14 protein-coding genes are annotated in these 13,345 nt (G+C 58.5%); 2 read left to right on the forward strand and 12 right to left on the reverse strand.

Annotated elements, in window-relative coordinates; translation table 11 throughout:
- The gene (locus ACO079_RS03345) at positions 1-1,590 is read left to right on the forward strand and encodes a TRAP transporter large permease (protein WP_421791762.1); all 1,590 of its coding nucleotides are present in this window, start codon (positions 1-3) and stop codon (positions 1,588-1,590) included.
- Positions 1,583-2,113 (forward strand): GNAT family N-acetyltransferase, encoded by a 531-nt coding sequence (locus ACO079_RS03350; protein WP_421791764.1) that lies wholly within the window; start codon positions 1,583-1,585, stop codon positions 2,111-2,113. The genes ACO079_RS03345 and ACO079_RS03350 overlap by 8 nt, the downstream gene beginning before the upstream one ends.
- Here the strand turns inward: ACO079_RS03350 and ACO079_RS03355 are convergent.
- The 12 genes from ACO079_RS03355 to folK all read right to left on the reverse strand — a co-directional run bounded on the left by ACO079_RS03355 (position 2,110) and on the right by folK (position 13,333).
- Positions 2,110-3,102, reverse strand: coding sequence for a M48 family metallopeptidase (locus ACO079_RS03355; RefSeq protein ID WP_421791766.1), 993 nt, complete (start codon positions 3,100-3,102; stop codon positions 2,110-2,112). The two genes, ACO079_RS03350 and ACO079_RS03355, sit on opposite strands and share 4 nt — an antisense overlap.
- A 14-nt stretch (positions 3,103-3,116) precedes the next feature.
- Entirely contained in the window at positions 3,117-3,671 is a 555-nt protein-coding gene (locus ACO079_RS03360; RefSeq protein ID WP_421791768.1) for a LemA family protein, read from the reverse strand.
- 44 nt (positions 3,672-3,715) lie between these two features.
- Entirely contained in the window at positions 3,716-5,989 is a 2,274-nt protein-coding gene (gene parC / locus ACO079_RS03365) for a DNA topoisomerase IV subunit A (RefSeq protein ID WP_421791770.1), read from the reverse strand.
- A 35-nt stretch (positions 5,990-6,024) separates the two neighbouring features.
- On the reverse strand, positions 6,025-6,756 hold the full coding sequence (gene recO / locus ACO079_RS03370; protein ID WP_421791772.1) for a DNA repair protein RecO: 732 nt from the start codon (positions 6,754-6,756) through the stop codon (positions 6,025-6,027).
- Positions 6,756-7,694: a GTPase Era gene (gene era, locus ACO079_RS03375; protein ID WP_421791774.1), complete on the reverse strand. Its 939-nt coding sequence runs from the start codon at positions 7,692-7,694 to the stop codon at positions 6,756-6,758. Before era ends, recO begins: the two co-directional genes overlap by 1 nt.
- Positions 7,687-8,373, reverse strand: a complete 687-nt coding sequence (gene rnc / locus ACO079_RS03380) for a ribonuclease III (RefSeq protein ID WP_421791776.1) — start codon at positions 8,371-8,373, stop codon at positions 7,687-7,689. Before rnc ends, era begins: the two co-directional genes overlap by 8 nt.
- A complete protein-coding gene (gene acpS, locus ACO079_RS03385) occupies positions 8,370-8,777 on the reverse strand; it encodes a holo-ACP synthase (protein ID WP_421791778.1) in 408 nt (135 codons plus the stop codon). Before acpS ends, rnc begins: the two co-directional genes overlap by 4 nt.
- Positions 8,774-9,529, reverse strand: coding sequence for a pyridoxine 5'-phosphate synthase (locus ACO079_RS03390; protein WP_421791779.1), 756 nt, complete (start codon positions 9,527-9,529; stop codon positions 8,774-8,776). Before ACO079_RS03390 ends, acpS begins: the two co-directional genes overlap by 4 nt.
- Entirely contained in the window at positions 9,526-10,113 is a 588-nt protein-coding gene (gene pyrE, locus ACO079_RS03395; RefSeq protein ID WP_421791781.1) for an orotate phosphoribosyltransferase, read from the reverse strand. The genes ACO079_RS03390 and pyrE overlap by 4 nt, the downstream gene beginning before the upstream one ends.
- Positions 10,113-12,344 (reverse strand): RelA/SpoT family protein, encoded by a 2,232-nt coding sequence (locus ACO079_RS03400; RefSeq protein ID WP_421791783.1) that lies wholly within the window; start codon positions 12,342-12,344, stop codon positions 10,113-10,115. Before ACO079_RS03400 ends, pyrE begins: the two co-directional genes overlap by 1 nt.
- 6 nt (positions 12,345-12,350) lie before the next feature.
- Complete coding sequence (gene rpoZ, locus ACO079_RS03405) at positions 12,351-12,725, reverse strand: DNA-directed RNA polymerase subunit omega (protein WP_421791785.1); 375 nt, start codon at positions 12,723-12,725, stop codon at positions 12,351-12,353.
- A gap of 101 nt (positions 12,726-12,826) precedes the next feature.
- Positions 12,827-13,333 (reverse strand): 2-amino-4-hydroxy-6-hydroxymethyldihydropteridine diphosphokinase, encoded by a 507-nt coding sequence (folK, locus tag ACO079_RS03410; protein WP_421791787.1) that lies wholly within the window; start codon positions 13,331-13,333, stop codon positions 12,827-12,829.
- Positions 13,334-13,345 lie beyond the last annotated feature (12 nt).

A 13,345-nucleotide genomic window follows, 5' to 3' on the forward strand; every position in this document is an offset into this window, starting at 1 on the left:
ATGCAGATCCTGATCGAGCTCCTGCCGTTTTTGATGTTCGCCGCGGCGTTCATTGCGCTTCTACGCGGATTTCCTGTGGCCTTCACACTCGCCGGGGTCGCGCTGGCTTTCGCGCTGATCGGCTATGGATTGAACCTGTTTGATCCCATCCATTTGCGCGCTTTCCCACAGCGCATCTATGGCAACATGATGGAGATGGACCGGTCGATCCTGGTCGCCGTCCCGCTCTTTGTGTTCATGGGCGTGATGCTCGAAAAATCGAAGGTCGCCGAGGAATTGCTCGAAGCCATGGGCGCTCTCTTTGGCTCACTGCGGGGCGGTTTGGGCATCTCGGTTGTGGTTGTGGGGGCACTGCTGGCGGCATCGACCGGCATTGTCGGTGCCACGGTCGTCACCATGGGGCTTCTCTCTTTGCCAACCATGCTGAAGCGCGGATACGATCCAGGACTGGCGTCTGGTTCCATCGCCGCGGCGGGCACGCTGGGTCAGATTATTCCGCCATCCATCGTGCTCGTGCTGCTCGGGGATCAGATCTCAAACGCCTATCAGGAAGCCCAACGCAATCAGGGCATTTTCTCCCCCGACATCGTCACCGTGGGGGATCTCTTTGCAGGCGCGCTGATTCCCGGCCTTTTCCTGGTCGCCGCCTATGTCGGCTATCAGATTTTTGTCGCCATTACCCAACCCGCCAAAGCGCCCGCAGCGCCTGCCGCTGCAGGGGTCTCGCTATTCAGGATTATGCACGCCCTGGTGCCGCCGCTAGCTCTTATTATCGCCGTTCTGGGCTCCATTCTGGGAGGACTCGCCACACCAACTGAAGCCGCCGCAATTGGCGCGGTCGGCGCGACCTTCCTCGCTGGCTTCCGCAATGCCGGGGCCGAGACCAATCCGGGCACAGGCCGGTGGCTGGCCGGGTTAGGGGCGTTCGGCCTGCTTGCGCTTATCGGACTGACGCTGGTCTTTGATTTGCGTATCGGCCGCGACGACATTTCCGCCGCCGATCAAACCGGCATGTTCCTCGCCTACGGGCTGGTTTTGCTCGTTATACTCGGCACTCTGACCGCGCTCTGGCGCTTGAAAAAGACCGGCGTGCTCGACGATGTGATGCGCGCCACGGCGCAAATCTCGTCCATGGTGTTTGTCATTCTGATCGGCGCGGCGCTCTTCTCCCTGATTTTCAAGGAGCTGGGCGGCGATGCCACGGTTCAAGCGGCGCTGGAGGCCGTGCCGGGCGGCAAGTGGGGGGCGCTGGCCATCGTTATGCTGGTCATGTTCCTGTTGGGCTTCTTCCTCGATTTCATCGAGATCACCTTCGTCGTCGTACCGATAGTCGCGCCCATTCTGTTGATGATGGGCATTGATCCGGTCTGGCTGGGCGTGTTGATGGCGCTGAACCTGCAGACCAGCTTCCTCACGCCGCCCTTCGGATTTGCGCTTTTCTATTTGCGCGGTGTGGCCCCGCCACAAGTGACGACAGGCGCCATCTATCGCGGCGCCCTGCCCTTTGTGGGAATACAAGTCGCTGTGATTATCCTGGTCGCCCTCTTGCCCTGGCTGGCCACCGGATTGCCCGAATTGATCTATGACTAGATTCGCCATCGCCCCACGCATCGAAACCGAGCGCCTGGTGCTACGCGAAATCACTGCGGCAGATTTTGAACCCGTCCATCGCATCTGGTCCGATCCGGAGAATGTTCGGTTTATCGGCGGCGAACCGGGCACGCCCATGCAGTCCTGGCGGCGGATCACCAACAGTGCGGGTCAATGGCCAATCCTGAATTATGGCTATTGGTCCCTCGATGAGAAAGCATCCGGTGAGTTCGTCGGCCTGGTGGGCTTTGCCGATTTCCGCCGCGATTCACCGAAAGGGTTCTCGACCGATCCGGAGATTGGCTATGCGCTCGACAAACGCTTTCATGGCCAGGGCTATGGCACCGAAGCGATGCGCGCTTGCGTCGACTGGATGGATGAATACCACCCTGGCAAACGGACGATCTGCATGATCGAACCTGCCAATATTCCGTCGCTGAAAATCGCTGAACGTCTCGGCTATGAGGTCTACGAAAAAGCCGACTTCGAGGGCGTGGAGATCCTGTTGTTGGAACGCGTCTAGATCACCGGCACACTCGTTGCGCCGCGATTTCGCTCGCCACCCGCATACTGGATCAGCGCCTCAATACGCTTTTCAATCGGCGGGTGAGTCGCGAAAAGGCCTGCTAGACCCGCCGTCGGATTTTCGATCATCATTTCACGCACCCCGTCGGGTGCTTCAAGTTCCGCATTTCCGGAAATCTTCTCCAATGCCGAAATCATCGCATCGGGATTCCGTGTGAGGTCCACCGCTCCGGCATCGGCCATGTATTCGCGCTTTCTTGAGAGCGCAAAGCGGATCGCAATCGCCAGCGCGTAGGCCACCGCCACAATCGCGATGGCGATCAGCATCAACAACATGGCATTGCCACGCCGCCCGGTTGAGCGCCCGCCAATGCCGCCCCAGAAGAGCGAGCGGAACAGGATTTGCGCCACAAATGAGAAGATGCCGACAAAGATCACCGAGATCACCAACAGGCGCACATCGCGATGGATGATGTGGGATAGTTCGTGCGCCAATACGGCTTCCAGCTCGGAACGGTTGAGGCGCTGCATCAGTCCGCGTGTGACCGTGACGGTGTACTGTTTTTCAGTCAGCCCGCTGGCATAGGCATTCAGCACAGGCGACTCGATTACCTTCAGCTTCGGCATGGACAAGCCACGCGAAATGCAGAGATTTTCCAGAAGGTTGTAAAGCTCTGGCTCTTCCTGCCGGGTCACCGAATGCGCGCCGGTCGACATGTCGATCATCGCTTGATGCCCAAACCAGGCGATCACAAACCAGATGCCCGCAGCGATCAGAGAGAACAGCGCCATTTGCGGCCAGTTATCAAGCGCCCGCTCAAATTCCCCGCCCAGCCCCGGGCCATAGCTGATCCCGTCGCCAAAATCGGAAAAAACAAGCGCGGCAGCAAACGCCAGCAACAGGATCAGGAACGGAAATCCAGCCAATAACAGGATGGATTTCAGATTATTGTTCCAGATATGTGTGCGGAGACCCGCCGCGCCCATTGTAATTACGCCTCTTAGAACTTCACCTCAGGGGCGTTTTCCACCGCAGCGCGGTCAGCGACTTCGAAGAACTCACGCGGCAGGAAGCCAAACATGTTGGCAAACAAGACCGCCGGGAATTGTTCCCGGGCCGTATTGTACTCGTTCACCGCGTTGTTGAAGAAACGGCGGGCGGCCGCGATCTTGTTTTCCAGATCGGCCAACTCGTTCTGCAGCGCGAGGAAGTTCTCGTTCGCCTTCAATTCCGGATAGGCTTCCGACAGCGCGAAAATCTGGCGAAGCGCGCCAGTGAGCAGATTTTCCGCCTGCGCCTGATCTTTCACATTGCTGGCATCAACAGACGCCTGACGCGCCTTGACGACATTCTCCAACGTCTCCTTTTCATGAGACGCATAGCCCTTCACCGTATTTACGAGGTTGGGAATAAGGTCGACACGCTGTTTCAGCTGCACATCGATATCACCCCACGCCTGATTGGTTGTCTGACGCAGCGCCACCAATCGGTTGTAAATTCCAATGACAAAAAAGCCAATGACAACCAATATGATAAGCAGAATAATCCATTCCATTTGGGAGGTCCCTCCTGACCGTTTGGTTCGGTTCTAAAACCTGATTACGCCGAATCCATGGCGCGCGCTACAGCCACCGGGTCCGATGGCAAAAATTTTCCTGTTTTTGGAAAGCCGCGAGGCCGCACCGAGCCCGCCTGAGCGCGCTTTCCTTCCCAATCGCGCCAATCCTCGCTGACATGGCGGCGGCCTGCCCCGTCAATCCAGGCAAGGCCCTCTTTGGGGTCGAAAGTCGTCACATCGATCAGTTCTGCACCCTTGCCGCCCATCAGGCGTACGCCCTTGCCCCGGCTCATTTGCGGTAGATCCTCGAGATCGAAGATCAACAGGCGCTTCTTGTTATTCGACACGGCTATTTTACTGCCAGAGACCGGTACGCAAGCCAGCGCCTCGCCTTCACCGACATTCAGCGCCTGCTTGCCGCCTTTCTTGAAGGCAAACACATCGCCTTCTTTTACGCGGAACCCATTGCCTTCTCGCGACGCGATCAGCAATTCGCGCTCCGGATCGTGCTTAAACAAGGCCAGAGGCGCGGCATCTTCCGGCAGCCCGGCATGCAAGCGCAACGGATCACCATGCCCTCGTCCGCCAGGCAGTTTGGAGGCATCAATGGCGTAGAATTTTCCATCCGTCGCAAACAGGATCAGCTTGTCGATCGTCTCACATTTCACGGTGAAAAGCGCGCTATCGCCGTCCTTGAAGGCAATCGCACCGATATCATGTCCGTGACCTTTCAAAGCACGGATCCAACCCTTCTGTGAGACCACAACCAGGATCGGTTCGCGCACGATAAGCGCTTCAGCCACAACATCGCCAATGTCTTCACCGGCTTCTTCAAAGTCCGTGCGGCGTCGGCCGAGTTCGGTCCTGGGGCCATAGCGGGTTTCAAGTTCGGCGACCTCGCCATCGACCGTCGCCCATTGCTTGTCTTCTGAGGCCAACAGCGCCTTAAGCTCACCCCGCTCAGCCTTGAGATTGGTCTCTTCCTTGCGGATCTCGAGTTCTTCCAGCTTCCGCAAGGCGCGAAGCCGCATATTGAGGATCGCTTCCGCCTGCCGATCGGTTAGTGAGAAGGCCCGCATCAATTCCTGCTTGGGCTCATCCTCAAACCGGATGATGCGGATCACCTCGTCCAGATCGGCATAGACGATGATATAGCCCGCCAAAACTTCCAGCCGGTCTTCGACCTTGGCGAGGCGTGTATTTGCCCGCCGAACGATCACCTCGCGGCGATGATCCAGCCAGATGCGCAGCGCGTCTTTCAGGCTCATGACGCGCGGCGTGCCCGCCGGGTCAAGCACGTTGAGGTTCAAGGAAACGCGCGTTTCCAGATCACTCAGCTTGTTGAGCGCGGCCATAAGAACGGCCGGATCAACATTCTTGCTCTTGGGCACGAGCACCAGGCGTATGTCTTCGGCGCTTTCATCGCGCACATCCTCAAGAAGCGGCAGCTTTTTCTGGTCCAGCAATTGCGCGATGCGCTCAACCAGCTTGGATTTTTGAACCTGATACGGAATTTCCGTGACCACGATTTGCCAGGTGCCACGACCCAGATCTTCGGTGTCCCACCGCGCACGCAAGCGAAACCCGCCCCGCCCGGTTTCATAGGCCTCACGGACAGCTTCTGGCGGTTCGACACAAATTCCGCCGGTCGGGAAATCGGGTCCTTTCACCGAGCGCAGCAATTGCGCGACGGAGGCCTCCGGATTGGAAATCAGCGTGCGCGACGCCCGGCATAGCTCATAGACATTATGCGGCGGAATGGACGTCGCCATGCCAACCGCAATACCAGTTGCACCATTGGCCAACAGGTTTGGAAAAGCGGCAGGTAGAACGATGGGTTCTTCTTCAGACCCATCATAGGTTTCGCGGAAATCGACTGTACCTTGATCAATGTCCTGAAGCAGCAACTCCGCTGCTTCGGTCAGGCGCGCTTCGGTGTAACGCATGGCCGCGGCGCCATCGCCATCGACATTGCCAAAATTGCCCTGCCCTTCGACCAGCGGATAACGCGAGGCAAAATCCTGCGCCAGCCGCACCAGCGCGTCATAAACCGCCTGATCGCCATGCGGGTGGAACTTACCGATCACATCGCCCACAACGCGCGCCGATTTCTTGAAGGCATCGCGCGGATTCAGCTTCAAAACCCGCATCGCATGCAGGATACGCCGGTGAACCGGCTTCAGCCCGTCCCGCGCATCCGGCAGGGCCCGCTGGGTGATGGTCGACAAGGCATAAGCGAGATAGCGCTTGGACAACGCTTCATCGAAAGGTTCCTCGAAAATCTCACCATCTTCAGGCGTGAACACATCGCCCATGGGCCGCTCCTGATTCGTAGGTGATCAGTATGCCGCTAAATCCGCCCGGCGTCCGTGAGCGCGCGGATCAATCGCACCCGCGCTTCGGGTAATTCCTTATCAATTGGCCAGAGCACCCGGCGCTCCAGGAAAAAGCCAGTCATGGCCAGCCCGGCAGCGATTTCGCCCAGTCTATAGCCCGCAGACGGATCGCGCAGATAAGCGGGCAAAGGCAACAGCTTGTCGATATAGGGTTCGGCTGCTTCCCGGCTGACGGCGCGGCCCGAGCGCGGGCTGATATGGGTCAGATCATCGACCGCGCCGGTTGCGGCGCATTTCTCAAAATCCAGCCCATAGCCCAGGTCTTTCAAGAGCCCCGCCTCCCAGCGGACATAAAGCACCGGCCAGATCTCCGGGTCTTCAAGTTGATCCAGCAGAATTTCCAGCCCGGAATAGACTCGGGTGTGCTGTTCGCGTTCTGGCAATGCCAGAGACGCCAGCGCACTTGCCGCATTCAACCCGGCCAAGGCCAGCGGATCGTCCATCACAATACCGGCGCGAGACTTGTCCGCTTCAATCGCGTAATTGCCCAGATGATCCGCCAGCCGCGCCCGCCAGGTCGCCATGACGGTATTTCCCGGTTGCAGAACCGGTCGCATCGTGCGCGATCGCCCGCCGCGGACCAGACCGGCATGACGGCCATGGTCTTCGGTTAGAAGTTCAACAATGGCGCTGGTTTCACCATGTGGCCGGACGGCCAGAACAATACCCTTGCCGGTCCATTCCATCAGCTATCGAATTCCAGCCCCATGGCGCGATAGCGCGCCCGGTTTTCATCCCATCCTGATTGAACCTGTACCTGCAGGAAAAGATGCACCTTATGGCCGAAAACGGCCTCCATCTCTTCGCGCGCAGTTGCGCCAATTGCCTTGATGGTTTGGCCGCCCTTGCCCAGCACAATCGGCTTTTGGCTGGTCCGATCGACATAGATACGCTGTTCAATCCGCACCGAGCCATCATGCAGGCGCCGCCAGCTTTCCGTCTCGACCGCACTGGCATAGGGCAATTCCTGATGCAGTCGGTCATAGACCTTTTCGCGTGTAATCTCCGCCGCCAGCAACTGCTGGGGAATATCCGCAGCCTGATCGGCGGGATAAAGATGCGGCCCCTGCGGCATCATCTCGGCCAGCCGCGCTTTCAAATCCGGAATGCCATAACCGCGCGTTGCGCTAATCATATAAGTCTCTGAATAGACGCCACTTTCATTCAAGCGTTCGGTCAGCGGTAACAACCGATCCCGCTCCAGCGTATCAATCTTGTTGAGCGCCAGAATGGCGGTCTTGCTAGCCGCCTTCAGACCGTCAATGACGCGGTCATCATCCTTGACCGACAGCTTGTCCGCGCCATCGCCCTGTCCATTGGCCACACGATCTTGCGCTTCCGCATCGATCACATGAACAATACCATCGGCATCATCGGCCCCGGTCCAGGCGGATTTTACCATCGCCCGATCCAGACGCCGGCGCGGCTCGAACACGCCGGGCGTATCCACTAGGATGATCTGCGCTTCTCCTTCCATGGCGATGCCGCGCACCGGAAAGCGTGTGGTTTGCACCTTCCGGGTAACAATGGAGACTTTTTCGCCCACCAGCGCATTGACCAGTGAGGACTTTCCCGCATTTGGGGCGCCGATGACGGCCACAAATCCGGCCCGTGTGTCACTCATTCCCTGAAATCCTTTGTAGCATCGCCGTTGCGGCCGCCCGTTCAGCAGACTGTTTCGATCCGCCTTGCCCTTCGCACGGATCCAGTCGCCCCAGCTCAACTTTTACAACAAAAACCGGCTTGTGATCGGGTCCCGCCTGTTCCAGCACTTCATAGTGCGGATGCCCGAGATTACGCTTGGCGGCCAGCTCTTGCAGGTCGGATTTCGGATTGCGCGGCTTGGCGGTCAGATTGGCAATCGCCTCGCCCCATCCGCGTTCAAACACACCGCGCACCGCCTCCAGCCCGCCATCCAGATAAACCGCGGCCATCACGGCTTCTGTTGCATCGGCAAGGATCGACGCCTTGTTCCGGCCACCCACACGGTCTTCTGCGGGAGACAGGCGCAAACCCGGCCCCAGATCAAAAGCACGCGCCACTTTTTCACACGCTTTTTTGTCGACAAGTGAATTATAGAGCGGCGCCAGCCGGCCTTCCTTAGCAGCTTTGAATTTTAAAAACATCGTTTCAGATGCCAGAAGCCCCAGCACCCGGTCGCCTAAGAATTCCAGCCGCTCATTATTGGCAACCGACTTGTCGCCATCGCCAAAACTGGCATGGGTCATTGCCCGCTGAAGCAGCGCCATATCCTTGAAATGATACCCGATCCGCTCCTGAAGGGCGTCCAGTTCCGGATTCATGCCTCATCCTCTGGCAAGGCCTCAATGATCACATTCGCCAAGGCGTAAGGCGGCTCGTCGGTGATGGAGATATGCACAAAAGCCGTCATCCCTTCCGGCGTCAGTCGGGCAAGCCAGTCCAGCGCCCGGCCTTGCAGATCCAGCGTCGGCTTGCCGCCCGGCAGATTCACCACGCCAATCTCTTTCCAGGATACCCCGCGGGCAATGCCGGTCCCGAGCGCTTTTGCTCCCGCCTCTTTTGCAGCATAGCGCTTGGCATAACTGGCCGCGCGTTCCTTGCGGCGATCGGATTTGGTGCGCTCGATCTCAGTAAAGCAGCGATTGGTAAAGCGCTCACCAAACCGGTCGAGCGTTTTTTCAATCCGCCGGATATCAATCAGGTCGGTGCCGGTCCCGATGATCAAGCCGCCGCCTCGCGACGGGCATCAGCGATCAAGCCGCGCATCGTCGTCACCGCTTCACGCAGGCCTCTGAAGATCGCTTCGCCAATCAGGAAATGACCGATGTTCAGCTCTTTGACTTCCGCAATCGCAGCCACCGGCTTCACCGTGTCGTAGGTCAGGCCATGTCCGGCATGGACTTCCAGACCGCGTTGATGCGCCAGCGCGCAGGCCTCAGTAATGCGTTTCAAATGATCCGCGGTTCTGGCCTGATCCCCTTCAAGGAAGGCGTCGCAATACGCTCCGGTGTGAAACTCAACGACGGATGCGCCAATGGCTTCAGCCACCGCGATTTGGACCGGGTCCGGCTCAATGAACAGCGAGACCCGGATACCCGCCGCATTCAACTTGGTCACGAAGGGCGCAATCAGCGAATGCTGACCGGCGACATCCAACCCGCCCTCGGTGGTGCGCTCCTCACGTTTTTCCGGAACAAGGCAGGCGGCATGGGGGTTATGCGCCAGTGCGATCGCCAGCATTTCTTCAGTTGCTGCCATTTCAAAATTCAATGGCAGATCAATCTCGGTGGAAAGGCGCTCGATATCCTTGTCGCCGATATGCCGGCGGTCTTCGCGCAAGTGAGCAGTGATGCCGTCCGCTCCGGCTTCAGCCGCCTGACGCGCTGCGCGCACGGGATCGGGGTGCACGCCGCCGCGCGCATTCCGGATGGTCGCGACATGATCGATATTCACGCCAAGGCGGACATGACTGCTCATGCTTGCAATCCCCGGCTGCCCGGCTTGGTCGCCGGAATGGCGGCCAGCTCCGGCGGCAGATCATCCGCCGGATAGGCCGGAAACTCGACCGTCGCCAGTGCAATCAACGGCACGCCAACGTCCGCCTTGCCGCCCGAGCGATCAATCAAACAAGCCTCGGCAATCACATCAGCGCCTGTCTCTTTCAGTGAGTCGATGCACTCGCGCGATGACAGCCCGGTGGTCACAATATCTTCCACCACCAGCACCTTTTGACCCTCATGGAGCTCAAACCCGCGCCGCAAACGAAATGCTCCGTCCTCACGCTCGACATAAATGGCGGGCAAGTCCATCTGCCGCCCCATCTCATAGCCGGGAACGATCCCGCCAACCGCCGGTGACACGATGATGTCCGGCTTCTGATCCAGATGATCGCGCACCATGTCGGCCAGGGCTGCGCACAGCGTCGCGGTTCGCTTCGCATCAGCAAACACTTTGGCCTTTTGCAGAAAGACCGGGCTGCGCAATCCGGAGGACAAGACAAAATGCCCCTCCAGCAGCGCGCCGGCCGCCCGGAATTCGTTCAGCACCGCCTGGGTATCCATCAGTTGTCATCTCCGCTTCCACCACGAACGCGCTCTGCAGACACAACGCCCGAGCACATCTTCAAGGCCGATATAATGTTTGAAAGGTGCCGATTGTCGAACACCTCGATATCAAATTGCATTTCAAAGAAGTCTTTGGACCGTTTCAGCGTGGATAGGTTGCCGATATTGCCGCGGTTTTCACCGACCGCGCGGGCAATATCGGCCAGCGTACCCGGCGTGTTGTGCATCACCGCATGAACGCGAGCGGTGGAAACGGCATTTTCTTCCGCTTCGGCCGTCCAGCCAAGGTCGATCCAGCGGTCGAGATCACTCTCATCATGATCGGTCAGCACGCCACAATCGATGGTGTGAATGGTCACGCCCTTGTCCGGCACCATCACACCGACTATCCGGTCACCCGGCAGCGGTGAGCAGCATTCCGCAAAATGGATCGAAACACCCGGCGTCAAACCCCGCCCGCGGACATACAACCGCGCTTTCTCGTCCCGGATAAGCTCTTTTTCACCCGCCGCATACTGACGGCTATCGCGGCGTCCTGGGAAGACCGCATCGAGAAACTCGCCCGACGTAATCCGCCCGCGCCCGAGTGCCTGATAAAGCGCGTCAACATCCGCCAGCTCGAGGCGCGCGAGGGCGTCCTCAAGGCCTTTTTCCTTGAATATCTTGCCTTCGCGCTCGAAGGCATGTTCGGCGAGCATCTTGCCAATGCCCTCGAATTCAGCTTTCTCCGTCGTCCGGATCAATCGGCGAATCGCGGCCCGCGCCTTGCCTGTGATCGCTAGCTCTTCCCAGCCCGCGGGCGGCTGACGCAGCCCGCCTTTGAGGATGTGAACCACATCGCCATTGCGCAGCCGCGTTCGGAGCGGGCGGTCGCGGCCATTGATCTTGGCCCCGATCGTCGTGTGACCCAGCTCGGTATGAACCGCATAGGCAAAATCCAGTGGCGTTGCGCCATTCGGCAAAGCGATCAGTTCGCCTTTCGGCGTGAAACAGTAAACCTGATCTGCGAACATTTCGAGCTTGGCGTGTTCCAGGAATTCATCCGGATCACCGCCCTGCTCCAAAATCTCCACAAAAGGACGCAAGCGTTCCAACGGGTCTCCGCCCGCTGATTTCGCCGCATCGGCGTCATAGCCATAATCCTGACCTTTATAGCGCCAGTGTGCCGCAACCCCGCTTTCCGCGACCGCATCCATATCTTCGGTGCGGATCTGGATTTCCAAGCGCACACTGTCGGGCCCTACAATGGTGGTGTGCAAAGAGCGGTAATTATTAGGTTTAGGGGTCGAGATGAAATCCCGAAATCGTTCTGGCACACAGCGCCAGTTCTGGTGGATCACGCCAAGGGCGCGATAGCACTCATCGACATTATTGTCGTCAATAATCAAGCGGAAGGCATAGATATCCGCGATTTCATCGAAGGTGATGTTTTTGCGGTCAAGCTTGCGCCAGATCGAATAAGGCCGCTTTTCTCGCCCGAAAACCCGGCCTTCAATCCCGGCCTTATCCAGTTTTTCTGTCAAAACATGGGAGACCTCGGCGACTTCTCCGGCGTTGGCATCCCGCATCTCGCCTAGCCGTTTGGCGACCGACTCAAAGGCGGCCGGATTGACGTATTGGAAGGATAAGTCCTCCAGCTCCACACAGATCCGGTTAATCCCGATCCGCCGCGCCAGCGGGGCATAGATTTCCAGCGTCTCCGTGGCGACCCGCTCACGTTTGTCTGGCTTGGGCACATGATGCAACGTGCGCATATTGTGCAGTCGGTCAGCCAGTTTCACGATCAGCACCCGCACGTCGGACGAAATCGCGACGATCAGTTTCTGAAAGTTTTCCGCTTGACGGGTCCGCGTCGAACTCAGCTCCATCTGACCCAGCTTGGTCACCCCATCGACGAGACTTGAAATCTCGGGTGAGAAATGCGTTGCCAGATCATCCAGCGTTGCGGGCGTATCCTCGACCGTATCGTGGAGAAGTCCTGTACAGATGGTCGCGGAATCCATCTTCAGGTCCGCGAGGATCATGGCGACCGACGCGACATGCGCAAAATAGGGCTCGCCCGAATGCCGCTTTTGCGGCGCATGGGCGTCCTCCGCAAACGCATAAGCGCTGCGGATCAGCTCTTCATTCACCCGGGGGTGGTATTTCGAGATACGCCCGATGAGGTCATCGGCGGTTGGAAAAGGATCACTCGCCGGCGTTCTGAGGTCGGGCGCGGCCAGGCTCACCGCGGTTTAGAACCGGTTGTCCGGCGCTCCGTCACGATCGCTTTGAAGCGCTTTAAGCATATCGGCTTCATCCGGATCGGCCGGGGTCGGCTTGGACGCGATTTGCGGAAGATCATCCTGCGGCGAAGCGCGTTCTTCTTCTTCCTCATCGCTGGGGATCACGCGTTGCAGCCCATTTACCAGGCTGTCCTGAAGTGCATTCAGATCCAGCTTGTCTTCTGCAATTTCGCGCAGCGCGACAACGGGGTTTTTGTCATTGTCACGGTCCAGGGTCAGTTCGGAACCGGCCGAGATATTGCGGGCGCGGTGCGCCGCCATGAGAACCAGATCAAACCGGTTCGTGACTTTTTCGATGCAGTCTTCAACGGTAACGCGGGCCATGCGCGTTCGCCTCCTGGATAATTGCGTGCAAACGGATCGGAGTAGGTAACGCTCCTTGCCCTCTCCCGCAAGGGCTTTGCCGCATTGCAGCACAGCTTTTTCTAGAGCCGGACAGTCGCCTTACGGGCGGATGGCTCAAGATCGGCAATCAACTGGTCTATCGCCGCGCCGCTTACCGGATGAGTCCAGTTCGCCGCCAATTCCTGTAGCGGCAACAAAACAAAGGCGCGTTCATGTGCCCGCTGGTGCGGCAAGGTCAAGGTTTTCGTGTCTAGCACCTGGCCGCGATAATCAATCAGGTCCAGATCCAGTGTTCGAGAACTATTCGGTCCCACACGGACACGCCCTAGCGCACTTTCAACCATGTGCAGCGTTTCCAGCAGCACCAGCGGATCAAGCGCCGTTTCAACTTCCGCAACCGCGTTGGTATAAGCGGGTTTGGATGGGTCCGGCCAGGCGGGCGAAATCCAGAAGGACGACACATGTACAGGCCGCACACCATGCGATTTGAGAAGCTGAAGGGCACGTGTCAGCGTCTCTTGCGGTTCCAGAGCTTGAAACGGCAGATTACCACCCAGCCCGACAAATATTTCGCTATGGGCGCTCATTCGTTCAAACCT

It is taken from the genome of Hyphobacterium sp. (assembly GCF_965228115.1).
GTDB lineage: Bacteria > Pseudomonadota > Alphaproteobacteria > Caulobacterales > Maricaulaceae > Hyphobacterium.

Excerpts from the sequence above, each read along its gene's own strand:
- ACO079_RS03390 (WP_421791779.1), bottom strand. The coding sequence starts at position 9,529 with ATGAGCAGTCATGTCCGCCTTGGCGTGAATATCGATCATGTCGCGACC.
- ACO079_RS03345 (WP_421791762.1), top strand. The coding sequence starts at position 1 with ATGCAGATCCTGATCGAGCTCCTGCCGTTTTTGATGTTCGCCGCGGCG.
- recO (WP_421791772.1), bottom strand. The coding sequence starts at position 6,756 with ATGGAATGGACCGGCAAGGGTATTGTTCTGGCCGTCCGGCCACATGGT.
- era (WP_421791774.1), bottom strand. The coding sequence starts at position 7,694 with ATGAGTGACACACGGGCCGGATTTGTGGCCGTCATCGGCGCCCCAAAT.
- ACO079_RS03350 (WP_421791764.1), top strand. The coding sequence starts at position 1,583 with ATGACTAGATTCGCCATCGCCCCACGCATCGAAACCGAGCGCCTGGTG.
- rnc (WP_421791776.1), bottom strand. The coding sequence starts at position 8,373 with ATGAATCCGGAACTGGACGCCCTTCAGGAGCGGATCGGGTATCATTTC.
- pyrE (WP_421791781.1), bottom strand. The coding sequence starts at position 10,113 with ATGGATACCCAGGCGGTGCTGAACGAATTCCGGGCGGCCGGCGCGCTG.
- ACO079_RS03360 (WP_421791768.1), bottom strand. The coding sequence starts at position 3,671 with ATGGAATGGATTATTCTGCTTATCATATTGGTTGTCATTGGCTTTTTT.
- ACO079_RS03355 (WP_421791766.1), bottom strand. The coding sequence starts at position 3,102 with ATGGGCGCGGCGGGTCTCCGCACACATATCTGGAACAATAATCTGAAA.
- parC (WP_421791770.1), bottom strand. The coding sequence starts at position 5,989 with ATGGGCGATGTGTTCACGCCTGAAGATGGTGAGATTTTCGAGGAACCT.
- rpoZ (WP_421791785.1), bottom strand. The coding sequence starts at position 12,725 with ATGGCCCGCGTTACCGTTGAAGACTGCATCGAAAAAGTCACGAACCGG.
- folK (WP_421791787.1), bottom strand. The coding sequence starts at position 13,333 with ATGAGCGCCCATAGCGAAATATTTGTCGGGCTGGGTGGTAATCTGCCG.